At 39.5% G+C, this 25,644-nt stretch carries 27 protein-coding genes; 2 read left to right on the top strand and 25 right to left on the bottom strand.

The annotated features are described in order from the left end of the window. Positions 1-58: 58 nt before the first annotated feature. The 8 genes from rbsK to murB are packed head-to-tail and all read right to left on the bottom strand — an operon-like array spanning position 59 to position 7,552. Positions 59-976, bottom strand: a complete 918-nt coding sequence (gene rbsK, locus EDC44_RS03935) for a ribokinase (protein ID WP_131975615.1) — start codon at positions 974-976, stop codon at positions 59-61. 59 nt (positions 977-1,035) lie between these two features. Then, positions 1,036-1,914, bottom strand: a complete 879-nt coding sequence (gene rbsB, locus EDC44_RS03930) for a ribose ABC transporter substrate-binding protein RbsB (protein WP_131975613.1) — start codon at positions 1,912-1,914, stop codon at positions 1,036-1,038. 19 nt (positions 1,915-1,933) lie between these two features. Beyond that, a complete protein-coding gene (gene rbsC / locus EDC44_RS03925; RefSeq protein WP_131975611.1) occupies positions 1,934-2,902 on the bottom strand; it encodes a ribose ABC transporter permease in 969 nt (322 codons plus the stop codon). Further along, the gene (gene rbsA, locus EDC44_RS03920) at positions 2,899-4,401 is read right to left on the bottom strand and encodes a ribose ABC transporter ATP-binding protein RbsA (RefSeq protein ID WP_131975609.1); all 1,503 of its coding nucleotides are present in this window, start codon (positions 4,399-4,401) and stop codon (positions 2,899-2,901) included. The genes rbsC and rbsA overlap by 4 nt, the downstream gene beginning before the upstream one ends. 26 nt (positions 4,402-4,427) lie before the next feature. Beyond that, positions 4,428-4,847, bottom strand: a complete 420-nt coding sequence (gene rbsD / locus EDC44_RS03915) for a D-ribose pyranase (RefSeq protein ID WP_131975607.1) — start codon at positions 4,845-4,847, stop codon at positions 4,428-4,430. Between the two features lie 19 nt (positions 4,848-4,866). Next, a complete protein-coding gene (locus EDC44_RS03910; protein WP_131975605.1) occupies positions 4,867-6,150 on the bottom strand; it encodes a PfkB family carbohydrate kinase in 1,284 nt (427 codons plus the stop codon). A 55-nt stretch (positions 6,151-6,205) separates the two neighbouring features. Beyond that, positions 6,206-6,517 (bottom strand): DUF2322 family protein, encoded by a 312-nt coding sequence (locus EDC44_RS03905; RefSeq protein ID WP_131975603.1) that lies wholly within the window; start codon positions 6,515-6,517, stop codon positions 6,206-6,208. 9 nt (positions 6,518-6,526) lie between these two features. Continuing rightward, positions 6,527-7,552 (bottom strand): UDP-N-acetylmuramate dehydrogenase, encoded by a 1,026-nt coding sequence (gene murB, locus EDC44_RS03900; protein WP_131975601.1) that lies wholly within the window; start codon positions 7,550-7,552, stop codon positions 6,527-6,529. A 276-nt stretch (positions 7,553-7,828) separates the two neighbouring features. On the opposite strand from murB, the gene EDC44_RS03895 reads away from it, so the two are divergent. After that, positions 7,829-8,047 carry a hypothetical protein gene (locus EDC44_RS03895; RefSeq protein ID WP_131975599.1) on the top strand — a complete coding sequence of 73 codons (219 nt, stop codon included), beginning with the start codon at positions 7,829-7,831 and terminating at the stop codon, positions 8,045-8,047. 315 nt (positions 8,048-8,362) lie between these two features. Here the strand turns inward: EDC44_RS03895 and EDC44_RS03890 are convergent, their stop codons facing one another. The 9 genes from EDC44_RS03890 to ltnD are packed head-to-tail and all read right to left on the bottom strand — an operon-like array spanning position 8,363 to position 17,335. Then, complete coding sequence (locus tag EDC44_RS03890; protein ID WP_131975597.1) at positions 8,363-9,097, bottom strand: MIP/aquaporin family protein; 735 nt, start codon at positions 9,095-9,097, stop codon at positions 8,363-8,365. Between the two features lie 57 nt (positions 9,098-9,154). Continuing rightward, entirely contained in the window at positions 9,155-9,841 is a 687-nt protein-coding gene (locus tag EDC44_RS03885; RefSeq protein WP_131975595.1) for a cyclase family protein, read from the bottom strand. Positions 9,842-9,872: 31 nt separating this feature from the next. After that, positions 9,873-11,222 (bottom strand): alpha/beta hydrolase-fold protein, encoded by a 1,350-nt coding sequence (locus EDC44_RS03880; protein ID WP_131975593.1) that lies wholly within the window; start codon positions 11,220-11,222, stop codon positions 9,873-9,875. A 59-nt stretch (positions 11,223-11,281) separates the two neighbouring features. Then, positions 11,282-12,754, bottom strand: coding sequence for a GntT/GntP/DsdX family permease (locus tag EDC44_RS03875; protein WP_131975591.1), 1,473 nt, complete (start codon positions 12,752-12,754; stop codon positions 11,282-11,284). A gap of 11 nt (positions 12,755-12,765) precedes the next feature. Beyond that, positions 12,766-13,710 carry a D-erythronate dehydrogenase gene (denD, locus tag EDC44_RS03870; RefSeq protein WP_131975589.1) on the bottom strand — a complete coding sequence of 315 codons (945 nt, stop codon included), beginning with the start codon at positions 13,708-13,710 and terminating at the stop codon, positions 12,766-12,768. 37 nt (positions 13,711-13,747) lie between these two features. Then, on the bottom strand, positions 13,748-14,530 hold the full coding sequence (gene otnI / locus EDC44_RS03865) for a 2-oxo-tetronate isomerase (RefSeq protein ID WP_131975587.1): 783 nt from the start codon (positions 14,528-14,530) through the stop codon (positions 13,748-13,750). A gap of 2 nt (positions 14,531-14,532) precedes the next feature. Then, positions 14,533-15,165, bottom strand: a complete 633-nt coding sequence (gene otnC, locus EDC44_RS03860; protein ID WP_131975585.1) for a 3-oxo-tetronate 4-phosphate decarboxylase — start codon at positions 15,163-15,165, stop codon at positions 14,533-14,535. Between the two features lie 11 nt (positions 15,166-15,176). Then, a complete protein-coding gene (gene otnK / locus EDC44_RS03855) occupies positions 15,177-16,427 on the bottom strand; it encodes a 3-oxo-tetronate kinase (RefSeq protein WP_131975583.1) in 1,251 nt (416 codons plus the stop codon). Further along, positions 16,427-17,335, bottom strand: a complete 909-nt coding sequence (gene ltnD, locus EDC44_RS03850; protein ID WP_131975581.1) for an L-threonate dehydrogenase — start codon at positions 17,333-17,335, stop codon at positions 16,427-16,429. The genes otnK and ltnD overlap by 1 nt, the downstream gene beginning before the upstream one ends. A gap of 203 nt (positions 17,336-17,538) precedes the next feature. On the opposite strand from ltnD, the gene EDC44_RS03845 reads away from it, so the two are divergent. Next, entirely contained in the window at positions 17,539-18,297 is a 759-nt protein-coding gene (locus EDC44_RS03845; protein WP_131975579.1) for a DeoR/GlpR family DNA-binding transcription regulator, read from the top strand. Between the two features lie 40 nt (positions 18,298-18,337). On the opposite strand, the gene EDC44_RS03840 is transcribed toward EDC44_RS03845, so the two are convergent. The 8 genes from EDC44_RS03840 to EDC44_RS03805 all read right to left on the bottom strand — a co-directional run bounded on the left by EDC44_RS03840 (position 18,338) and on the right by EDC44_RS03805 (position 25,614). Continuing rightward, a complete protein-coding gene (locus tag EDC44_RS03840; protein ID WP_131975577.1) occupies positions 18,338-19,009 on the bottom strand; it encodes a 3-keto-L-gulonate-6-phosphate decarboxylase UlaD in 672 nt (223 codons plus the stop codon). Between the two features lie 20 nt (positions 19,010-19,029). Beyond that, entirely contained in the window at positions 19,030-19,725 is a 696-nt protein-coding gene (araD, locus tag EDC44_RS03835) for an L-ribulose-5-phosphate 4-epimerase (protein WP_131975575.1), read from the bottom strand. After that, positions 19,719-20,579: an L-ribulose-5-phosphate 3-epimerase gene (locus tag EDC44_RS03830; RefSeq protein ID WP_131975573.1), complete on the bottom strand. Its 861-nt coding sequence runs from the start codon at positions 20,577-20,579 to the stop codon at positions 19,719-19,721. The genes araD and EDC44_RS03830 overlap by 7 nt, the downstream gene beginning before the upstream one ends. 15 nt (positions 20,580-20,594) lie before the next feature. Beyond that, the gene (locus EDC44_RS03825; RefSeq protein WP_131975571.1) at positions 20,595-22,082 is read right to left on the bottom strand and encodes an FGGY-family carbohydrate kinase; all 1,488 of its coding nucleotides are present in this window, start codon (positions 22,080-22,082) and stop codon (positions 20,595-20,597) included. A 235-nt stretch (positions 22,083-22,317) separates the two neighbouring features. Further along, positions 22,318-23,304 carry a TRAP transporter substrate-binding protein gene (locus EDC44_RS03820; protein WP_131975569.1) on the bottom strand — a complete coding sequence of 329 codons (987 nt, stop codon included), beginning with the start codon at positions 23,302-23,304 and terminating at the stop codon, positions 22,318-22,320. A gap of 80 nt (positions 23,305-23,384) precedes the next feature. Beyond that, entirely contained in the window at positions 23,385-24,662 is a 1,278-nt protein-coding gene (locus EDC44_RS03815; RefSeq protein WP_131975567.1) for a TRAP transporter large permease subunit, read from the bottom strand. Continuing rightward, positions 24,659-25,141: a TRAP transporter small permease gene (locus EDC44_RS03810; protein ID WP_131975565.1), complete on the bottom strand. Its 483-nt coding sequence runs from the start codon at positions 25,139-25,141 to the stop codon at positions 24,659-24,661. The genes EDC44_RS03815 and EDC44_RS03810 overlap by 4 nt, the downstream gene beginning before the upstream one ends. Before the next feature lie 2 nt (positions 25,142-25,143). Continuing rightward, the gene (locus tag EDC44_RS03805; RefSeq protein WP_131975563.1) at positions 25,144-25,614 is read right to left on the bottom strand and encodes a NanQ anomerase/TabA/YiaL family protein; all 471 of its coding nucleotides are present in this window, start codon (positions 25,612-25,614) and stop codon (positions 25,144-25,146) included. Positions 25,615-25,644: the final 30 nt, after the last annotated feature.

The raw sequence follows: 25,644 nt of genomic DNA, 5'->3' as shown, positions 1-25,644 counted from the left end.
TGGGTTTGTCAGTAGTCTGAGCCGCTTCATCAGCGGCTATTTTTATGTGCATCAATTATTATGCATTAAGAAATGCTAAGGTTTCCGCCTTAGTCGGAATAGAAGATTGTGCTCCTTCACGGGTAACACTGATTGCCGCCGCCGCTTGTGCAAAACGAATCGCTTCATTAATTGGTTGTCCTTCCAGCAATGCCACAGCCAATGCACCGTTAAACGTATCCCCTGCTGCTGTGGTATCTTTGGCTTTCACACGAAATCCGTCGATTAACTCACCTTTGCCGTTTTGGCTATAAAACACGCCTTTTGCCCCCAAGGTAATCAACACGGTTTCAATACCCTTTTGATGAAAAATTTCCGCCGCTTTCACCGCACTTTTTTGATCTGTCACGTCCACACCGGTCAGAATTTTCGCTTCCGTTTCATTCGGTGTAATCATATCCAATTGTGAGAGTAACTCATCCGGCAAAGCATGTGCCGGAGCGGGATTTAATATCACTTTAGTCTTTGCCGATTTGGCAATTTTTGCCGCTTTAATCACGGCATCCAACGGTGTTTCCAACTGCATTAACAAGCAATCGGATTGACTGATTAGATCGCAATATTGCTCCACCAGCGGTTCATTAAGATGAGCATTGGCACCAGCGGAAATAATAATACTGTTTTCACCATTTGCCGCCACTTGAATCATCGCAATACCAGACATTTCATCAGCAATTTGAATCACGGAATCCGTATGAATACCATCCTGCTCAAAGGCTTTTTTCATTGCCCGACCGATATCGTCATCGCCGATACAGGCGATAAAAGACACATTCCCGCCCAAACGTGCTGCGGCTACTGCCTGATTCGCTCCTTTACCGCCATAGGCAATGTGATAATTCGAGCCCGTCAAGGTTTCGCCCGGTTTGGCAAAATAAGGAACGGAAATCACATGATCAGCATTGATACTGCCGAGAACGGTTAGTTTTTTGCTCATAATATCGCCTTACTATCAAATCTGTTGGAAAGTGCGGTGATTTTTACCGCACTTTTGCGTTATTGTGTAATGACTTTTAGATCAACCGGAATTTTGCTTTCTACCGTTTCACCTTTTAATATTTTATCTGCGGTAATAATACCTAATTCACCAATTAATGCCGGCTGTTGTGCCACAGTCGCAGATAATTTGCCGGATTTTACCGCTTTAATGCCGTCATCTGTACCATCAAATCCAACAACTAAAATTGATTTGTTACTGGCTTGAATAGCACGCAATGCACCTAAAGCCATTTCATCATTTTGGGCAAAAACCGCTTGCACATTACCTTTGGCTGCCAATAAGTTTTCCATAACATTTAAGCCTTTCGTACGATCAAAATCGGCCGGCTGGCTGGCTAATACGTCAAACTTATGTGCTTCAACCGCTTGTTTGAATCCTTCGCCTCGCTCACGAGCTGCGGAAGTACCGGCAATGCCTTCTAATTGAATAACTTTTGCGTTATTTCCTAATTTTTCCGCAATAAAATCTCCGGCGGCTTTACCTCCGGCAACATTATCAGATGCAATATGACTTACTACATTGCCTTTGGCTGCACCCCGGTCAAGGGTAATGACCGGAATGTTGTTGCTGTTGGCAATGGCAACGGCATTACTAACAGCTTCAGAATCTGTCGGATTTATTAATAATACTTTTGCACCGCGTACAATAAGATCTTCAACGTTAGAAAGTTCTTTAGCAGGATCGTTTTGTGCATCTAACACAACTAACTTATAACCTAGTTCATCCGCCTTTTTCTGAGCACCATCCTTTAAACTGACAAAAAACGGGTTATCCAATGTTGATACTGAAAGAGCCAATGTTTCTTGAGCTTGTGCAACACTTGCTACGGTAAAACTCAACATAAGAGCGGATGCGATAGTGGTAAATTTTTTCATAAATAAATTCTCCTTGAAGTTACGCTTTTTTACTGCCTAAGTAATTGTCGGCTAACACTGCAATTAAGATAACCAACGCTTTTGCTATCATTTGATAGTAAGATGATATATCCAATAAATTTAATGCATTGTTTAAGAAACCGATAATTAATGCACCAATTAAGGTTCCCATTACTCGACCTTTCCCACCCATTAAACTGGTTCCACCGACAACAACTGCTGCAATCGCATCTAATTCATAAGATACACCTGCTGTCGGTTGTGCAGAAGATAGGCGAGAAGTGACAATTAACCCTGCCAATGCGGATAAAAATCCACTAGCTGCAAATACAAATACTTTTACTTTATTAACATTAATACCGGATAACTGCGTTGCAGCTTCATTACCACCTAAAGCATAAATATAACGTCCGATACGAGTGTGTTTTAAGATATACCATGCTACACCAAAGACGATTGTCATCAACCAAATCGGTACCGGAATACCGAATAGATAGCCCGTTCCTAAATAGGCAAAGACATCAGCCGAATCTGAAAATCCGGTACTAATCGGACGACCATCCGTATACACCATTGTGACACCTCGTAGTAAGGTCATCGTTACTAATGTCGCAATAAATGCCTGTACTTTTCCCTTTGCGACAATAATACCGCTTATACTACCTAGTAACGTACCGAATAATAAAATTGCAGGAATGACAACAAACACTGAAATTTCAGCACTGACCATGCTGGCTGCAACAGCTCCGGTTAATGCAAGGACAGAACCTACGGATAAGTCAATACCGGCAATAAGAATTACAAAGGTCATACCCACTGCGATAATCGCATTTACCGAGGTTTGACGTAATATATTGAGTATATTATCCATGCTAAAAAAATCAGGATTAATGATTGACACTATCGCGATTAAAATCAACAGTGCGATAATGGAACGTTGATCAATTAACCATTTTTTCAAGTTAAATTGATGTGTTGACTTAGTCATAAACTTTCCTCTTGTTTACCAATTGCGGCAGCTAATAATTTTTCTTGAGTTGCTTCATTACGTGTAAATTCAGCATTAATTGTGCCATCTCGCATCACCAGAATGCGATCACTCATACCTAATACTTCCGGCATATCGGAAGATACCATAATGATACTTAGCCCTTCTTGCTTAAACTGATTAATTAGTTGATAAATCTCTTTTTTGGCACCGACATCAACGCCTCTTGTCGGTTCATCTAAAATTAAAACATTGGGGCGGGTCATCAAACCTTTTGCAATCGCCACTTTCTGTTGATTACCACCGGAAAGTAAACCGATTTGCTGTTCCCGACTTGGCGTTTTAATGTTAAATAATACAATAAAGTCATCAACAACCATGCTTTCTGCTTTTTGATCAATATGTCCCTTATGGGTAAAATGCTCCAAGGCAGTTAATGACATATTTTCTTTAACGGACATACCTAAAATTAGACCGTCACCTTTACGATCTTCGGAAATATAAACGATACCGTTATCTAAACCGTCTTGCGGGCATTTATTATTAATCTCTTGATTATTTAAATAAATATGACCTTGTGTTTTAGGCAATGCACCGTACAACACCTTCATTAATTCGGTCCGACCAGCTCCCATTAATCCTGAGATACCTAAAATTTCTCCACTGTGTACCTTGAAATTAATATCTTGCACACCACTGCCGGACAATTGTTTCACTTCCAATCGAACATCCCCTAGCGGTTGTTCTAAGTGAGGATATTGCTCTTCTAAACGGCGCCCCACCATCATTTCGATTAGACGATCTTCGGTTAATTCATTTACTTGATTTTCACCAATAAACTGACCATCTCGTAATACCGTCACATCATCACAAATCTCAAAAATTTCCTTAATTCGATGAGAAATGTAAACAATTCCCCGATTTTCCGTTTTTAATTCACGAATAACCTTGAATAAGGCTTCAGTTTCCGTATCAGTCAAAGCATCGGTAGGTTCATCCATAATAATAACTTTCGATTCAAAGCTCAGTGCTTTTGCGATTTCAACCATTTGCTGTTCACCGATTGAAAGTTCGGAACATAACTGATGGCTACTATGAGATACACCTAATTTTTTCAGTAACTTATCCGCTTCACAATACATCTTGTTCCAATCCACAGCCCCCCAAGATGTCGTAAATTCTCTCCCTAAGAAAATATTTTCCGCAATTGTCAAATTACCGACTAAATTAAGCTCTTGATGTATAATGCAAATGCCTGCTTCTTGAGAGTCTTTAGGACCTTTAAACGCCACCTCATGACCTAGATACTCAATTGTCCCGGCATCTTTAGTATAAATACCGGTCAATACTTTCATTAAAGTCGATTTACCGGCACCATTTTCCCCCATCAGCGCCATTGCCCGTCCCGCATAAACTGACAGGCAAGCATTGGTTAATGCTTTAACTCCGGGAAAAGATTTATCAACGCTACTGATTTTAAGCAAAGTTTCATGCGACACAATTTTTCTCCACTTTTAACAGATAATTAGAACGGTACGCCGGAATATAAAATCACATTGGCATAGGGCGAGCATTCTCCGCTGCGAACAATCGCTTTACTGGATAAGGTATGCTGTTTAAAAATATCATGGCAAACATATTCTATGAGAATTTCATTACCTTGTTGCTTTTCAGTTTGCTTTATAACGGCCAAAAGTGCGGTGTGAATTTCAGGATTTTTTTGTTTGATTTCTTCCGCCAATAAAACGTGCTCTACAAATAATTCCGTTAGAACTGTCTCAAGTGTTTGTAGAAATGTCGGTACACCTTGTGTTAAAGCTAAATCAATACGTTCAATATCATCAGGTATAGGTAATCCGGCATCACAAATTGTTAAGCTATCCGTATGCCCTAAATTTGCAACGGCATAAGACAGTTGTGCATTTAATACTGTTGTCTTCTTCATGTTGCTCCCTCGTTAAAAGTTAATGTTGATTGAATTTCAATTCCGTCAATCGCCCCTTTGGCATATTGGCAGCACCAAATCGTTCTACGCAAAGTGCGGCATAGGCACCGGCGTAGTCGGTGGCGGTGAATAAATCATCGCCTGCCGCTAAACGGGTGAGTAATGCGCCGTTAAATGCGTCGCCCACACCGGATTTATCATTCACTACCGCTTTATAAGCGTTAAATTTTCGCATTTTCCCTTGTACGGATGCGATAGCACCTTGTGCTCCCAAGGTCAGCACAACATTCGGCACACCCATTTTATGCAACATAGCAATCGCTTGTTTAGCGGTGGTGTCGTCATTAATGGAAATGCCCGTTAATTGTTCAGCCTCTTGCCGATTGGGTGTCAGCAAATAAAGTTCGGTCAAAATATCTAAAATTTCCGGTACAAAGGGTGTAGGATCCAGCACGATTTTGCATTGATATTGTTGTGCAATTCGGATCACCGTGAACACCGCTTCCAAATTATTTTCCATTTGCAGGGAAATCCATTCAGCCCCTTTAATTTCCTCTTCAATACGGTAAATTTCTTCCGCTTTGATTTGCGTATTCGCCCCTTGATTAACGATGATTTCTTTTTCACCGTCTTCCCGCACTAACACAATCGCCAAACCGGTGGGCGATTCGATCGATTCAAAAATAATGTCTTTAATCAAATGGTTACTGTTTAAATATTTTTTCGCATAATCATAAAACTGATCACGCCCGATTTTGCCGACATACGTCACCGGCGTGTCGTTCGCCGCCATTGCCAACGCCTGATTAATGCCTTTACCGCCAATCATATATTGGCTGCTTTGGCTTAATATGGTTTCACCTAATTTCGGAAAATCATTAATTTTTACCGAAATATCAATATTAAACGCACCGAAAATCAGCACTTTGTTTTTGTGCAGCAGATTTTTCTTGATATGTTCGCCATAAATCTGCACCACTGTGCTGTCTAGTTCTCGCAACAACAAAGTTTGGATTTCCTGAAAATCTAAATTCAGCCCCACTTTAGCTTGAATGCCGCCACGTACACGCGTAATTAAGCCGAGTTGATCCAACCGTCGAATATCTGCACGCAAGGTTTTCGCCGTGACATTAAATTTACGTGCCAAATGCTCCGTATAAAGTACATTATTGCTATCGGCTAACAGCTTCAAAATAAAAAGTTGTCGTTCGTTTTGGGTCAGATTGTTCATAGTGGGGATAATAGCGGATTTGCCAAAGGAATTATGTGATATAGTAGTGATTTTTGCAGAAGAAATGAACATTTAGGTTCATTTAAAAGAAATAAATAGGGCGAAAATGAACTCCGCCCGACTGAAATTATGCCAACGGCTGTAATCGGTAGCTGAGATTTTCATCAATGACTCGAAGCAATAAATCAATATTCGGATGCTTGCCCGGATTTTCTTTAGCATCAATGGTGTGTTCAGCAAATAATACCAAGCCTTTTTCCGCACAAGTGCGGTCTAATTTTCCGTTAAATTCTAATGCCAACGCATTATAAACCCGTAATGAACCCAGTTTTCCGGCAACGGCAGGGATATGGTGAATCACTTGTTCACCGTCTAACACATCTAAACCGATTAAATGGTCGATAGCAGGTAATGTGCCTAAAATTGTTTTGAAATTCATAGTATTTCCTTAACTGATTGCTTTTGTTGAATCAATTTCACCTGTTGCTGCAATAAACCGCACTTCCGGCTGTAGCCACACATTGAACTGCTCACCTACAGCTTTGCGAACGTGGCGAGCCAAGGCAACCACATCTTGCCCTGTGGCATTGTCTTTATTAATCAGCACTAATGCCTGATTTTCATGCACCGCCGCACCACCGATTTGATATCCCTTCAAGCCGCATTGGTCGATCAACCAACCTGCAGCTAGTTTTACCGAGCCGTCGGCTTGCGGAAAATGCGGCATTGTCGGATATTGTTGTAACAAAGAACCCGCTAATGCTTTTGAAACAGTCGGGTTTTTAAAGAAGCTGCCTGCATTGCCCCACTGTTTATAGTCCGGCAATTTTGCTTGTCGCATGGCACACACTTCATTAAAAATTTCTTGAGAAGTGACCGCACTTTTGTCGAATTTCGACAAAGAACCGTAAGCCAATGTCGGCTGCCAGTTTTTGGCTAATTTTAATCCTACCGCCGTAATAAAATATCCCGTATTATATTGATGTTTAAACACACTTTCACGGTAGCCGAACTTACATTGTTTAGTTGCCAAGCGAAATTGTTCGCCCGTGTTTAAATTCAACACATCCACATAATCACACACATCTTTAAATTCTACGCCGTAAGCCCCGATATTTTGCACCGGTGCAGTTCCCGCACAGCCAGGGATTAACGCCAGATTTTCCAAACCGTAAATTTGATGTTTTAACGTCCATTGCACTAATTCGTGCCAATTTTCACCACCGTTGACGTGCAGATAGTGGAAATTTTCATCATCAGTTTGATTGATCCCTTTTAATTTATTGATTAAAACAGTGCCTTGAAAATCCTCTAAAAACAATACATTACTGCCTTGCCCGAGAAACAACACTGGTTCGTTAGTTTGTTGGTTCTCAGCCCAAACAACAATTAATTGATCAATTGAATAAATTTCAATAATTCGTTTTGCCTGAGCCGGCACGGCAAATGTATGGAAAGGGCGGAGATCTTGCATGGTTTTCCTTAGATGATGAAATTTGAGTTTGTGATATTTTAGCAAGTTTAGGGATAACAAAAAAGCCACTAGAAGAATGGCTTTAAAGTGCTAGATAAATAGATTATTTGTTCCTTGAAAAATTAACTGCACTTTTTGTTTCTGTTTTTCCGCTAAAAATAATACGTTTTGTGATCTTGCTTCCAAATGTGAAAGAAAAAATCACGAGCTTCTACTCTTTTTACTTATATTGCCGTTATTGTGTGATCCTATTTAACTGAAAAAGAAATTATGCTAATGCTTAAATTATTCTCGCCACCCATTAAAAAAGAAACTGCTGAATCTTGGGCAAAAATTTTAGATGACATTGCCAAGGTTGCATTACTTGCCGTACCCGTAATTATTTACGGGGAAACCGGCGTTGTTCACAAACTAACCAGTATGGTTTTATTGATTTTAGTGATTTACTATGCTCTAATGCTTAGTAAAATCATTCGCAACAAATATATTCCTTAAAGGAGAACAGCTATGTCCGATATCAATATCAGTCTTGCGATTTTTGCCGCTCTCATGGCCGCACTTGCGTATTTAGCCTATTGGTTTTGGGAACGCCCAAAGCACAAAAAATAATTATATATTTGAAGAACATAGAATTACTATAAGGGCGAACCGATATATCCCAAAAAAGAATTAACGGTACAATAGACGAAAACGGCATGAAGGACAAACTTAACGCTGAAAAAGGAGAAATTTCAAACAGTTTTCTCCTTTTATTTTTATTAGTAATGTAGAGATACAAAGGAAAGCCGTCGTTGAAAGACGGCTTTGAAATTATAACCCTGGGATTAATGAAGTAAATAGACTACGATATAGTGCGGCGGCAAGTATCGCTCCTAATATCGGTCCTATAATAGGAACCCAGGCGTAAGCAAAATTAGAACTGCCTTTATTTTTTATCGGTATAAGAAAATGTACCAATCTTGGCATTAAATCTCTCGCAGGATTGATAGCATATCCGGTTAAACCGCCAAACGACATGACGCCGCCGGCAACACCGGCAAATACAAAAAACATTGCTACACCATTTACCGGACCTTGATGTCCTAAACTAAGTAGAATAAACATCAAAGAAAATGTTGCAACGACTTCAGATAGTAAATTTCGATAATTATTTGAATTTGACGCAATTGTTGCAAATGATCCTAATTGACTATTAGGATTTTCCTCGGCATCTAAATGATCTTTAAAAAGTTGCCATACAATTAATGCTCCAATAAATGCTCCGATGCATTGGGCTACAATATAACCAACCACTAAATGTCCTGGAAAATCGCCACCTAACCAAAAACCAATGGTTACTGCAGGATTAACGTGAGCACCAGTACTTGGACCGAATATCACGGCGATGGATACCATTGAAAGCCCCCAACCGCATGCAGCTAATATGCCGCCACTGCCATACATTCCTGATTTTTTAAGAGAAATATTGGCACACACACCAAGCCCCAATACCATAAAAAAAGCAGTTCCCACCAACTCGCCAAGATAAAGATGAATATTATCCATAACACACTCCTTACAAGGAAAAAAGCGTTAACCCAAACAAGCTAACACTTAGCTTTACTATTCTAGTTCCGCAATACAAGTCACTTGGCTTGAGTCCAATCCAGTGATCCGCAATGGAGCATTAAAGAATTGTTTAATTTTGGCATCTTTCGGTAATTCTGCTAAATGCATATCTTCAATAACTGTGGTAAATCTGCCGGTATGGAAGCCTAAAATATATTGATGGCAATTCTTAGGATTTTCAGCTTCAGGCACTCGGTCTGATGGTGAACCAAGAGCCAGAAAATCAATGCCAACCCCTTTTAAATTAGGGAACGTATCGGATAAGTACTGCCCTGCACTAGTGGCAATATAAGGCCCCTCATTTTGATAAATTAGCGGTTCGGAAGTGCGATATTTTTCAAACCCGGTTCTGAAAAAAGCGAAAGAAACTTTTGCTAAAATCTCTGCATAAGGTTCTAAATCGTCTTTTGTGATGCCTTCAGCTTCACCTTTTGGAATATCTAATAAAGCGACATCTTTATGACAAAAATAATCAATAGATAATTCATTGATACTCAATCCATCTTTGACAAAATGTCTTGGAGCATCCATATGTGTACCACAGTGATTAGGTAATTCAGTAATAAAACTGCTGAATGGGCAATCTTCAGTAACATCAGTACATCTTGTTACTTTCACAACTGGTTCACCGGGCCAGGCTAAATCTTTCGGATCTAATGGGTGTGATAAGAAAGTAAACATAATCAGTCTCCTTATTGTTGATGAAAAATCTTTAATTTAACTTCTGTTGTAGTAACCATGTCATAACTTCAGGACTATTAAATACAGCATCCCAAGTATTGTGAGCATTATTATTAATAATTCCGTTATCACCGGCTTGATTAAAAGTAAATTCGGTATATTTCACATTCGGGGCATTGAGTTCTGTTAATAACTGATAATTGATGCGAGAACCAACCACCGGTGAAACCTTATCTTCTTTGCTATGAAAAAACCACATAGGTACATCTTTAACTAGCGATAATATTTCTTTTGTTGCATTGCCATCAATCCATTCTAAAGTTCCGGCCTCTCGTCCGCTCATTAATAACGCCCCGGCAAAAAAGTGCGGTCGATTTAATAAAAGATTTAAGCCACCTTCAGCACCACGAGATAGTCCGACGATATAAATACGACGTGTATCAATATTTGGGTTTGTTTTAATAGTTTCATCGATCATTTTTAACAACAATTGTTGACGATTCTCTGTTTGCCAATGAATACCGCCTTTTTGCCCTTTTTGCACATCATCAAAAAGATCAAAAACAGTTGCATATTGCGGTGCTAAGACAAATCCCTGTTCATATTGCAGCGTTGAAATTGCACCTTTACTTGATAGCAAATGAGCAATGTTGTCTGTTCCTACCTGCCCTGAGCCGTGTAAGAAAATTGTTAGTGGATATTTCTTATTTTGTTCTTGTAATGGAATATAAAGTTGATAATTAAGTTTATTATCGGGAGAATTCAGCGTAACGGAATGTGAACTAAAATCATCTAAATATTGTGTTTTTACTTGATTTTTAACCGCACTTTGCGAAATTTGATGTTTATCTAGTGTTTTGCCATTGGTAAGTTTTAAGAAACCTGTTTGATTGATCTGATATAGCAATCGTTCATTATAATATTGTGGGATACTGATAGCCTGTACTTTTTCCACTTCAACAATTTTGCCGTTTTGATCTTTTGTTCTAAATTTTGTCGGTTGCTCATTGGCTTTTTTAATTGAATACAGGCTCGCATTTTTGTCATTGCTATTGAGTTCGATAATAACAAATTTACCGGGCTGGGCTTGATGTGTAATTTCTGCTTTATTATTTGTATAGGCTTTCAAAACGGAACGAAATTCCGGTTCTTGTTTATCAAGTTGGGTTTTAACTTGATACAGTTGGGTTAAATCACTACCGGAAAGAATATTATCTTCATACTCAAGTGCAATCCCATTAACTTTTTGCCCTTTAGGCGTTATTTCAGCAAGCAATGTTGCTTTTATTTGATGGGGAAGAACAGGCTGATCTTCTGTATTGGAAAAAGCAGTTGATGAAGTCGCCAGTAAGACAGTCAATATCAAAATTTTTTTCAACATGATGTCATTCTCCTAGAAAAAAGGCTATTGAGATCAATCCAAATAGCCTATGTGGCAGATTATTTATTTAGATTTTTACTTTGTGCTTTCACATATAGCATAATTGCCGCAAGTACGCCTAATGGGAAAATTAAGTCAAAAACAGAACCATCGGAACCAAACACTAAGTTGGCTAAAATAACCAAGCTACCACCAATTGCCCATGCAATTGTTGTTGGTACAGACCAGACGATCATTTGTTTTTTCACATCATTGATACCCATCATGCGGTTTACGACCCAAAATAAGCTATCATTGAAATAACCAAAGAATAATGAACCCATTGTCGCGGCTTGTGCAGCAAGTAACATATTCACACCCGGAATTTGAGCAAGAATAGGTGCTGAAATAGAGGCTGCGGTAATCATTGCTACCGTACCTGAACCCTGAATAAAGCGTACGAGCGTTGAAACAATAAATGGAATTAAAATCGGTGAAATTGGTAGATTCGCAACTTGCTCGGCTAACTGTGCACCTGCGCCACTTTCACGTAATACCGCACCTAATGCACCACCGGCACCGGTTACTAACAAGATGATACCTGCCGTTTTCACACCTTCTTCAAGGTGAAGTGCGGTTGATGTTTTGTCAACATTTGGTAATAAGGTATAAACTGCAATTAACACACTTAATGCCAATGCGATCATTGGATGCCCGACAAAAGCAAAGAAGTGATAAAGTTTGTAATTGGCAATATCCGGACTCCCTTTAATTACCAAATCAAAAATAGCTTTAATAAAAATCAATACAATCGGTAATACAATAGGTAGTAATGATAAAGCCAAGCCAGGTAAATTTTTCTTTTCACGACTTTCAATGTAGTCATCGTATTTTTGTTTTAGTTCTTCCTGACTAAACACCTCTTGGTTAAAAGTCGGATATTTTTTATCTAACCATTTTGCATACAATACAATACCGATAACAGGAAATGCCGCTAATGCCATACCGACTAATAACATCGCACCTAAATCTACACCGAATAATCCGGCAACCCCCAACGGTCCCGGTGTCGGTGGAACGGTGTGGTGAGTTACAACCAAACCACCGGCTAATGCAACACCGAGAGTTAATAATGAACGTTTACCATTTTTCGCCAAGGCTTTTGCGACCGGGTATAAAATAACGAACGCGGAATCCACAAAGATAGGAATGCTCACAATATAACCGGTTATTGCCAATGCCCATTCTTCTTTTTTCTTACCTAAGAATTTAATAAAGCTATATGCCATTTTTTCCGCAGCACCTGATACTTCAAGTACGCTTCCCATCATTACACCCAGACCGATTACAATACCTATACCGCCTAACGTACCGCCAAATCCTTTGGTAATAGCACCTAAAGTATCATTCACACTCATTCCACCAATCAGCCCGGCAAGAGCCGAAGCAATCAGCATTGCAATAAAAGCGTGTACTCGGGTTTTTAACACTAAATAAACCAAAACAAAAACAGCAATTAATAGTCCTATAATAGGAATTGGCAATCCGAACATAACGCCTCCTGCTACATATCGTATTTAATAAATTGTTGAATTACATCCTTAAAGTTTTTATCTGCAATAAACCCTAAGTTTTCTGCTGTCGTGCAATTAATTGCAGCCGGCCAACTGGCAACAATATTGTTAATATTTTCATCAAATTCAAATTTAATATGATCCAGGACGGCATCTCCTTTTGCTTGCGCTAAATCGGATAGCATTTGTTTCACACTGATGGTAAAACCCGGTAAATTAATAACATGCCAGCTGCGTAAAGGCAGTGACGGTAAACTTAATGCATGAATAAAATTGTTAATGACCGTATTTGGACTGGACAGCCACAACAATAGATCTTGCGATACCGGACAAATTGCACTTTCACCGTGTAGTGGCTCACGCATAATGCTACTGACAAAAGATGATGCGGCTTTGTTCGGTTTACCCGGACGGATACAAATTGTCGGTAAACGAACGACTAAACCATCAACAAAACCTTTACGGGTGTAATCATTAATTAATAATTCACACATCGCTTTTTGTGTACCATAAGTCGATTGCGGTGTAACCGCAGTACCATCCAGAATTGTTGGTGGTAACTCTCCGCCAAATACAGCCAAAGAACTGGAAAAAATAAACCGCACTTTTGGATTATTTTCACGACATACTTCTAATAGATTGCGAGTTGCTAAGAAATTAATTTCATAACCCAAATCAGGATCTTGCTCCGCATGGCTACTTACAATTGCCGCTAAATGATAAATTGCCGTTGTTTTCTCTGTAATGAGCTCTTTTAATCCTGTTGGATTGCGTAAATCCATTTCAATACAGCGTACTCTAGGATCATTGTTTGGGGCGATTGGTTTGATAACATCAATTAAAATCAGCTCATCAAGATTGTTTTTTTGAGCAAGCAATGTTTTTGCCAAACGCTGACCTAAAAAACCTTGTCCACCGGTAATAATGATTTGCATAACAGTCTCCTTATCTGGATAAAAGTGCGGTCACTTTTTATAAATTTTTATAAGCCTGAAACCAATCCAAACCTTCTTCGGTTTTTGCTCTTGGTTTATACTCACAGCCCACATAGCCGTCGTAGCCGATTTCATCTAACTTATCAAAAATATATTGGTAGTTGATTTCACCTTCGTCAGGTTCATGGCGATCGGGTACGGAAGCAATCTGAATATGTGCAAATTTGCCATTGAGTTTGTCCGTTAAGCGAGTAAGATTGCCGTCCACATTTTGAGCATGGAAGTAATCCAGTTGTACGAATACGTTATCACGCTCAACCGCTTCTACGATTTCCAAGGTATCCAACTGACTTTTTAATAAGTAATTCGGTTTCACTTCCGGACTGAGCGCTTCAAGTAATACTTTGATGCCATGCGGTTTGAATTTGTCTGCCGCATAGCGAACATTTTGAATAAAGGTTTGCTTATAGGCTTCACGATCTGCCCCTTCCGGCACAACCGCCGCCATTACATGTACATTCGGGCAACCTAGAGCAATAGCATATTCCAGTGCGGTATCAATATCACGATGTGCATCCGTCTCACGTCCCGGAATAGCGGATACGCCCCATTCGCCTTTTGATACATCACCGGCGGCAGTATTAAATAACACCTGTTTTAAACCGTATTGTTCGAGTTTCGCTTTTAATTCAGCGGCTGGAAACTCATACGGCCAAAGATATTCCACATATTTGAAACCCGCTCTGGCAGCTGCTTCAAAACGATCTAAAAACGATACTTCATTGAACATCATGGTTAAATTTGCAGCGAATTTAGGCATAATTATTTTCCTCTGTTTTCTAAATCTTTTACTTCAGTTTCAGTGAGATAACGAATTTTCTGATTTTGCAAAATAAAGAATAATTTTGCGGTTTCTTCCAATTCTTCTGTGTTATCTACTGCATCAATTAAATCAGCTCCTTTTACCACCACACCGTGGTTGGCAAGCAAGAAGGCTTTGCCGGTTAACGCACGTTCCCCTAATTCTCGGGCAATATTAATGTCACCCGGTCGATAATAAGGAATCACCTGCAATTTACCCACCCGCATTACATAGTAAGGTGTGAATGCCTGCATTGCATTTTCTGCATTTAAATTCTCCAAACAGGAAAGTGCGGTTAAATAAGTGCTATGTAAATGCACAATGGCTTTGCAATTCGGATCTTTGCGATACATTTCCAAATGGAAAACCGATTCTTTCGATGGTTTATCACCTGAAAGCACGTTACCGTCCATATCCAACACGGACAAACGTTCCGCCTGCAAACGCCCTAATGATGAACCCGTTGGTGTCACTAACACTCTGTTTTCGTCAAGGCGAACGGATAAATTACCCGCCCCCCCCACGGTGTAACCCCGATCAAATAAGGATTTAGCAAGATTCACCATTTCAATTTTTTGTTCTTGTTCCGTCATAACACATCCTTCTATGACATACTCTGTGCAAATTCAAAGAAATCTTCTTTACCGAAATTACCGGATTTCAAGGCAAGAAATACCGGTGCATTCAACGCTTTCAGCCAAGGCACGCCCGGTGCAATTTGTTTTCCGATTTGGAAACCGTGGAAGCCCAGCTGTTGAACCACAATGCTAGACGTTTCACCGCCTGCGGTAATAAAATTATTTACGCCGCTTTGTTGCAGTTTTTCCGCCAATTTTGCAAAAGTGTTTTCGATGGTATGGCTTGCAATATCTGCTCCGAATTTGGCTTGAATTTCTTTTAAAACATCAGGTGGCACAGTGGCGTACACCATTGGAGCAAGTGGGGAGTTCAAGTTGTTTTGCACCCAATCATATAATTCTTGCACATAATTGCTGTTATTTAAGGCTTGCTCCACATCCAGCTGTAATGCCGGTGCTTTGGCTTTGTAGGTGTTTACTTGCTTATTGGTCATCACCGAGCAAGAGCCTGAAAGCACCACAGTTTTACCTTTCGGCGGCACAATAGCATTAGTGCCTTTTTTGCCGCCACTTAAACGGGCGGCCATATAAGCACCTAAACCTGAACCGCCGGTGACTAATTTCAAATCTGCGACCGCTTCGGCAAGTACGGCAAGTTGAGAATTATCTACCGCATCCACCACGGCATAGCTAAAGCCTTGGCTTTTCAGTTCGGCAAAACGGGCTTTGACTTTTTCTGCCCCTTGGAATACGTCGGAACTTACAACCAACCCGGTTTTACCTTGCGATTGTGCATCCATTAAACGCACCAAGTTGGCGTCTTTCATTGGGGTAATCGGGTGATTTTGCATACCGGATTCATTCAGCAACACATTACCCACAAACAAATAACCGTTGAAAATAGTACGACCGTTTACGGGTAAAGCCGGTGTCACAACAGTGAAATCCGTTCCCAATGCTTTCATTAAGGCATCGGTTACAGGACCGATATTGCCTTTTTCGGTGCTATCGAAAGTGGAACAATATTTGAAATAGAATTGATTACAACCATTGGCTTGTAACCAATTTAAGGCTGACAAAGATTGTTCCACCGCTTCTGCAACAGGATTAGAACGAGATTTCAAGCTAATGACGATAGCATCTACCGCACTTTGTAACGGTTCACTCGGTACGCCGTTCATTTGCACGGTTTGTAAACCGTTTTCCGTTAAAAAACTGGCAATATCGCTGGCTCCGGTAAAATCATCGGCGATCACGCCTAATACGGTTTTAGTCATTAATTCGCTCCTTTTTTTGGTAATTCGATACCGTTGAAAATTTTAATCACTGCACTGTCATCTTCTTTACCGAAACCGGCATTGCTTGCTTCTGTAAACATTGAATAAGCCGTACTGGCAAGATGTAATGGGAAATGTAATGATTTCGCCGTATCGTTTACCAAACCTAAATCTTTTACGAAAATATCTACCATTGAAAGTGGCGTGTAATCACCGTCCACCACGTGTTTCATACGGTTTTCAAACATCCAAGAGTTACCGGCTGCATTGGTTACTACGTCATACATCAGATTTAACGGAATACCTGCTTTGGCTGCTAATGCCATTGCCTCAGCACCTGCTGCAATATGTACACCTGCTAATAATTGATGAATAATTTTAACGGTAGCACCCAAGCCGATTTCTTCACCGATGTTATAAACTTTACCGGCTACCGCATCTAATACAGGTTGTAATTTATCGAATGCTTCTTTTGAACCTGATGCCATTACCGTCATTTCACCTTGAGCCGCTTTCGCTGCCCCACCGGAAACCGGTGCGTCCAGCATGACCAAACCTAAGCCTGTTAATTTTTGTGAAATTTCTTTTGCATCTTGTGCCGAGATAGTGGATGACACCATCACTGCGGTGCCTTTATTCAATTTTGCCGCCAAACCATTTTCGCCAAACAGCACCGTTTTTACTTGGTTTGCATTTACCACTAACAGCACGACTGCGTTCAGTTGATTAGCAAATGTATCACCGTTGGTTGCAACATCTTTTGCACCTGCGGCTTTTAACTTCTCAAGTGCGGTCGGATTTAAATCAATTCCGTAAGTGGTTAAACCTGCATTAACACAAGAAACTGCAGCCCCCATCCCCATTGCACCTAAACCTACAACGGCTACCGAATAAGATTGATTAGTCATAATAATTTCCTTTAAATAAAGTGATTGATGTAATTTGTTGTGTGAAGTATCTCTTTTTTTAAAATAAAAATCTGTGATCCACATCACATTATTTAACATTTTATGTGATTCCTTGTTAATTTTTGATAATTTTATGATATTTGAATTAATAAGACTAAAACATGTATAATTTTCATAAAACATACATCTTTATAGGTAATGCTATGATCCCCGTAGAACGACAAAAACGACTATTAAACCTAATACAACAGCAAAATGTCATCAGTATTGCCACGCTCACAGAACAATTGGGCGTTTCGCATATGACTATTCGTCGCGATATTCAAAAACTGGAAGATGACGGTAAAGTTGTATCGGTATCCGGCGGCGTACAACTTTTAGAACGACTTTCTTTTGAGCCTACTCATGATGATAAATCTTTGTTATTTCAAGATGAAAAAAAGCGTATAGGAAAAAAATCGGCAGAGATGATTGGTAAAAATTTAACAGTCTATCTGGATGCCGGTACGACGACTTTTGAAATTGCCCGCAAAATTGCTTATCGTACGGATTTATTAGTGATCACGAATGATTTTGCCATTGCAGACTTCTTGATGAACTATGGTCAATGTGAACTTATTCACACCGGCGGAAGTGTAAATAAATCCAACCGTTCCAGCGTGGGCGAGCTAGCGGCACAATTTTTACGCAATGTCTCTATTGATATTGCTTTTATTTCCACTTCATCTTGGAACCTGAAAGGCTTAACCACACCCGATGAAAACAAAATTCCGGTGAAAAAGGCCATTGTACAGTCAGCCACCCAAAATGTGCTGGTGACGGATTCTTCTAAATACGGTAAAGTGGCGACATTTTTGCTGTTTCCACTTTCGGTTTTCGACTATATTATTTGCGACAATGGTTTAATAAAAAATGCACAGGATGCAATTTCTGAAATAAACATCGAATTAATTTTAGTTTAAAAAATGGGTTAACGTTTAGCCCATTCATAATTTTTACACATTACCAATATTTATTAATTTCCGAATGTATTGCTTCGGCAGTTTGTTGTCCCTTTTCACCGACTAACGCCCGACCGGCAATAAAGGATTTGGCATTTTTGATTTCCTTGAATAAATGAATATCTTCAGGAATTATCCCTCCGGTAATCGAGAGTTCTAACCCTAGTTCAGATAATTGTTTCATTAATTCAATATCTTCTGCAGTCCAACCTTTGCCGGCTAATTCGGCATCACGTGAGCGGTGATAAATCGCTTGCGTTACCCCCAAATCAATCCATTCTTTGGCATCAGCTAATGTCCAATTACCATAGAGTTCGATTTGAATTTCTTTTGGCGTTGTTGGATTATGCTTAGCATTAAATTCATCAGCTACCGCTTTACATGCCGCTTTAGTTGCAGGGTGTGCGGCTGCAGAGACGGTTAACCAATCCGCACCGGCCTCAAATGCCATTTTGGCTAATGTCGCTCCCGCATCGGTTGTTTTTAAATCACATACTAAAATATGATTCGGATGTAACGCTCGCAATGTACTTACGGCTTTCATCCCTTCAGCACAAGCGAGAATCGTTCCAACTTCAATAACATCAACAAAGTTTTCTGCCTGCTTCGCATCGGAAACTGCTTTTTCTAAACTTAAGGAATCTAATGCTATCTGAAGAAGCGGTTTAGTCATAATATGTTCCTTTATCAAAATTATTGGCCATAATACGCATTTTTACCGTGTTTACGTAAATAATGCTTATCTAATAACGCTTGTTGCATAGCGTGTAGATTTGGACGAAGTTGACGGCTAAATAAGTTCATATAGCCAATTTCTTCCAATACTACTGCATTATGTACCGCGTTATCTGCATCTGTTCCCCAAGCAAATGGGCCATGTGAATTGACAAGAACCGCCGGAACTTGTGTTGGATCGATATTGCGTTTACGGAAAGTTTCCACGATGACTTTTCCTGTTTCTAGTTCATACTCACCTTCAATTTCAGCAGGTGTCATTTGGCGAGTACATGGAATCGAACCGTAGAAATAGTCTGCGTGGGTTGTGCCGGCAGCAATTAGATCTTCACCTGCTTGAGCCCAAATGGTTGCGTGGCGAGAATGAGTATGTACAATACCGCCGATACTTGTAAATTGACGATAAAGTTCTAAGTGAGTTGGCGTATCGGAAGACGGTTTTTTCATACCTTCTACAACTTCGCCGGTGTGTAAATCTACAACCACCATATCTTCAGCAGTCATCACATCGTATTCAACACCGGATGGTTTGATGACGACTAAACCTTTTTCGCGATCAATCGCACTCACATTACCCCAAGTAAACGTAACCAAATTATGTTTTGGTAATTCTAAATTTGCTTTAAGCACTTTTTCGCGTAATTCTTTTAACATTGAAAACCACCTTCTTTCATTTTTTGTTCAATCCAACGACGAGCATTAATAATTTCTGCAATCGGTTCATCGGCTTTTTCCGTCCACATTTCAATTAAAAATGCACCACGATAATTTAATTTGGCAAGCGTGTTAAAACAAGCCACAAAATCCACACAACCTTCACCAAATGGCACATCACGGAATTGTCCTTTACAGGTTTCAGTGACTTTATATGTGTCTTTTAAATGGATTGCAGAAATTTTATCTATGCCCAATTTTAATTCTTCAGCGACATTATCATTCCACGCAGATAAATTGCCTAAATCCGGATACACCGTAAACCATGGGGATTTGATAATCTCATCCCACTTTTTCCATCGGCTGATTGAACTCATAAATTTTGTATCCATAATTTCTACCGCAATGGTTACTTGGTTGCTTGCCGCAAGTTCAGTTACCCATTCTAAACCTTGCTGGAAGCGTTCAATTGTACCTTCGTCCTGCTCTTCATAATACACATCATAACCTGCTAATTGAATGGTACGAATACCGAGATCAACCGCGAGTTGAATTGCTTTTTCCATAATTTCACAGGCTTTTTGGCGAGTTGCTTCATCGCGGCTACCAAATGGAAAACGACGATGTCCTGATAAGCACATTGATGGAATCGTTACCCCGGTTTTAATAATCGCTTTAACAAGTTCAATACGTTCTTCTTTGCTCCAATCTAAACGGGCAAGACGTTCATCGGTTTCATCGACCGAAATTTCAACAAAATCAAAGCCACTGGCTTTGGCAATGGATAAGCGGTCTTGCCAACTGATATTTTTAGGTAAGGCTTTTTCATAAATGCCTAACTTATGTTTTCTCATTTAAAATAACCTCTTTTATAACTTATCTTTATCTTGATTAAATCGCTGTAAACACTCGATTAATAATTTATATTTGGCATATTTCTTTTGATATTGCTCATAAACGGTGCTATCCGGTTCAATCCGTTCGACTGAGGCCTGCACAATGGCGAGTGCTTGCTCCACACTTGCAAACTCTCCGCTACCGACCATTCCCATTAGTGCCGCACCTAAACACCCCGTTTCTTCCACTTGTGGCGCTTCAACGGTGAGTCCGCTTAAATCAGCCAAAATACTCAACCATTCTTTTGAACGTGCAGGTCCACCCGTTACACGTAACACTTTTGTATGAGGAAAACGTTGCAACATACGTTCCAAATGGAACATCAAACTAAAAACAACCCCTTCATAAATAGCTTGTAGCAGATGTGCTTTCGTGTGCAAGGATTGCAAACCATAAAATCCGGCCTGCATACCTAAACCTGCATTTGAACCATAGAGGAATGGGATAAAAAATATGCTGCTTTCCGCTTTCGGTAAGCTTCTTACAGCCGCATTAATTTCGTGATAGTTGTCTAAATTCCACTGCTTGGTAAACCACTCCAAGTTACCCGCTGAAGTCGGGCTGGCTTCATGTACAATAAACCGATTGGTTTGAGCATAACGCCCATAGACGAAAGGTAATGCTTGATTGTAATCAATATGGTTTGTAATTCCACTTACTACCGACCATGTCCCCATTACCGCATTTAGCTTGGTTTCATCATCAAGTCCTGCACAAAGTGCTGTTGAAACCACATCAAATAATCCACCGACAACAGGCGTGCTTTCTGCTAAACCTGTTTTTTCCGCCGCACTTTTATTAATATAACCGGCAATTTCTGATGAACCCACAATAGGCGGAAGTGCGGTCATTATTTCAGGAATTTCTAAATGCCCGGCAAGATGTGAATCATATTCTCCTGTCTCCATATTATAGAAATTAGATTCGGAAATATTAGTTTCTTCACAAGCCACATTACCCGTTAAACAAAAACGTAAATAATCATGAGACATCAAAATACTACCAATTTGATTATAACGTTCGGGTTGATGTTCTTTGAGCCAGCGTAAAATGGATACCGGATGACCAGTCCATAAGGTTTGTCTTGTCATTGGGTATAATTTTTGTGGTATGCCTTCTGCCTGCCATTGTTTGACAATATTTAGCGCGCGTTGATCGGATGAAAGAATGCCATGACCGAGAGGCTTTTGGTTTTTATCTAATAAGAATAACCCTTTACCTTGTGCGGAAATTCCCACGGCTTTAATATTTTCGGCAGTTACTTTCGCATTCCGAATTGCCCCTGAAATCACTTCAGTGCAGGCATTCCACAATGCTTCTAAATCTCGCTCCGCCCACCCCGGCTGCGTGCTAATAATTGATAAACTCTGACGGCAAGTACCGTATGACTTACCTTGTTTATCATAAATTGCGGCTTTAATAAACGTTCCACCGCAGTCTATACCTAAATAATAATTCATATCTAAAAACCTCTAAAATAACCGCACTTTAATATAATCACGTCTATTCTTTTATCTTTTCTTTCTATTATTTTGCAGATTTATCAATCTGTTTAATTAAACCGCCGCTGTTTTTCGATGATATCTTGTTTATTCTTAGGTTAGTTAGTATTGATATTTATCTGCTAAAGATTGCGGTGTGATAAGAAAACTTTTCAATTTCACACCGCACTTTTGGGCAATTTAGACTGCCGGATTATTGTGCTAACGCATCAATTTGTTTAACTAAATCATCACCGTGTTTTTCGATAAATGATTTACGAACATCTGCTTCAATTACGGCTTTAAATGGCATTTGGTCAACAGTTTCAATAACTTCAACACCTGCTTTACGTAATTTTTCAATGATCTCTTTTTCATTTTTTACGTTTAAATCACGTTGGAATCGGCCGGCTTCTTTTGCGGCTTCAAGTACAGCTTGTTGTAATTCAGGAGATAAACCATCAAATTTCGCTTTATTCATGACGACGATTAATGGCGTGTAACCATGGTTAGTCAAGCTCAAGTGTTTCTGTACTTCATACAGTTTTGATGACCAGAAAATACCGATTGGGTGTTCTTGTGCATCAACGGCACGGGTTTCTAATGCGGTATAAAGTTCAGCTAAAGGCATTGGTACCGGGTTACTGCCTAATAAGCTAAATGCTTGAATATACATTGGATTTTGATTGGTACGAACTTTTAAGCCTTTGATATCTTCAGGCTTATTCACCGGGTGTTTGGAATTTGAGAACTCACGGAAACCAACGTCCCAGAATGCTAAACCTTTTAAGCCTTGTGCTTCTAAATCTTTTAATAAATTTTGACCGATTTCACCGTCCAATACTTTATAAACATGTTCACGATCTTTAAAAATAAATGGGATATCAATCACATTCAGTTTTGGTTCTAAACCAGTAAAGTTTGGCGAACCAGACATTTCTAAATCAATAGTACCACCGCGAACGGCACTGATCATGGTTTGTGCATTTCCTAAGGTGCTGTCTGGAAATAAACTGAGTTTAATTTCACCTTTGGTTTTTTCTTTTAACAATTGATTGAATTTTTTAGCGGCTTCGTGTTGGGTATCACTACGCGGCGCTTCATAACCAAAACGTAAACTAATTTCCGCATTGGCATTACTTGTAAATACAACTGCACCCATAACTAATGTAGCTAATGTTTTTAAATTAAATAACTTCATAATATTCTCCTAATGGAATGAAAAAATATGGTTTAAAAAGCTAATTTATCCTGTTTGTAGTAAAAGTAGGATATACTTTATCAGCTGATCCAAGCCAACGGCGTTAAAATTAATGATGGGAAAAATACAAATGCTAATAGTAAGGTCGCCATCATAAGCAAGTAAGGTAATATCCCTTTTGCCGTTTGTTCAAACGGCAGTTTAGAAACCCCGGTAATTACATTCAATACATTTCCTACCGGCGGCGTAATTAAACCGATGGAAGTATTGAGGATAAACAACACACCAAAATAAACAGGATCAATACCTGCTTCTTCCACTAATGGCATTAATACGGGCGTTAAAATTAAAACCGTTGGTGTTAAATCCATCACCATACCGATGATAAATACTGCTGCCATAATGACTAGCAGTAAGGTCGTCGGGCTATCAATTAACGGCTCTAGTAATTCAGTCATCATTTGCGGTAATTCGGCAACAGTAATTAACCAGCCAGTCACATTGGCCGCTGCAACTAAGAACATAACAACGGCCGTTGTTTTACCTGCAGCTAGAATTACTTTATAAAGATCTTTAAATTTCAATTCTTTATATACGAAGAGAGAGATAACTAAAGCGTAGAATGATGCAACGGCTCCCGCTTCTGTTGGTGTAAACATACCTGAACGGAACCCCCCGATGATTATGACAGGAAGTAATAATGCCCAAATACTATTTTTAAATGAGATACATAATTCTTGCTTTGTTGCTTTTGAAAACGTCATTAAACTCAAACGTTTTGCCTGCCACCACCAAAGTGTAGCCAAACACATCCCCATCATGATGCCGGGAAAGATCCCTGCGAGAAACAATTTAGTAATGGATACACCACTGGCAACCCCAAACACAATAAATGGAATAGATGGTGGAATTATTGGTGCAATAATCCCCGCAGTACCAATTAAACCGGCTGATTTATCAACCGGATAGCCTGTTGTCTTCATCATTGGTAATAACATCGCGGCAACTGCTGCAGTATCTGCAACTGCAGAACCTGACAAACTTGCCATAATCATGGCGGCCATAATCGCGACAAATCCTAGACCACCACGTTTATGACCGACCAATTTCATTGGTAGATCAATGATACGTTTAGATAATCCTCCTTCATTCATAATCTCACCGGCAAGAATAAAGAATGGAATTGCCATGAGTGAGAAGCTATCTGCACCGCTAACGATTTGTTGAGCTAAAATTTGTGCATCAAATAAATCCAAATGTAACATGAGTGCCACACCGCAAATTAATAATGCAAAAGCAACAGGCACGCCTAACAGAATGGAACCTAATAAAACGCAAAGAAAGATTACAACGGTCATTCCCTTTCTCCTTTAACTAATAGCCCAAGAGTAGAAATAATACGCGCAATAATAATGATGCCAATGAGTACACCTGCAATCACACTTGCTAAATAATTAACGCCTAAAGGGATACCGGAAATTGGTGCTAAATTATTGATATTCAATAAAAATTGAGTATAACTACCACTCACAATCAAATAACAACAGAATAACATGGCAATATCGGTGAAAACATAAAGCACTTTACGTTTATATTTTGATAAACGGTCAGTTAACATAGTGACACTCACATGTTGATTCTCACCAAATGCAACGATTGCCCCCAGGAATGCCAACCAAACGAATAGATAGCGAGAAAGTTCTTCTGTCATACTAATACTGCTATTGAAACCATAGCGTAAAACGACATTGATAAAGACCAAGCAGGACATTACGCTAAGAATAAGCACAATAGCGACATTCAATGCCTTACTGACAAACATAGCAAATGATTTCATGATTAGTCCTCCAATTCAGTCATCGCAATTTTAACCACGACTTTACGAATTTTACTTGGTTCACTATCAATACAAGCGGCACGGTGAATATCTTCAGGGAAAAAAACGGCAAAAGCACCCGGTTGCATGACAAGCTCGCATTCAAATGCAACATCTTCATAATACAAAATATCGCGCTCAGGATTGTAATCCATAGCGATTTTATTGTTGCCTAAGTCGGTAGCCACGCCGATTCGTTCTTTACCTGAATGTAAATATTGCACGTCTAAATAGCGACGATGTACTTCGGGTTGATAAGATGACTTTGGCTTTGTTTCCAAATCTAATACCTGAACATAAACAGAGTCACCTTTTATTGAATAACAACCGGCATCTAACGTATCAAAATCCGTGCTGCGTAAATATTCTAACGCTTGCAATATCGCAGTAGGATATTGATTAGGATTAATTTTTGATATATGCCCGAAAAACATATTTCACCTCGTTGTCATAAATGCGCTGAA

The sequence above is a fragment of the Cricetibacter osteomyelitidis genome (assembly GCF_004340985.1).
GTDB lineage: Bacteria > Pseudomonadota > Gammaproteobacteria > Enterobacterales > Pasteurellaceae > Cricetibacter > Cricetibacter osteomyelitidis.
The sequence above is the reverse complement of the archived record's forward strand: the minus strand, read 5'-3'. Positions and strand labels throughout refer to the sequence as shown.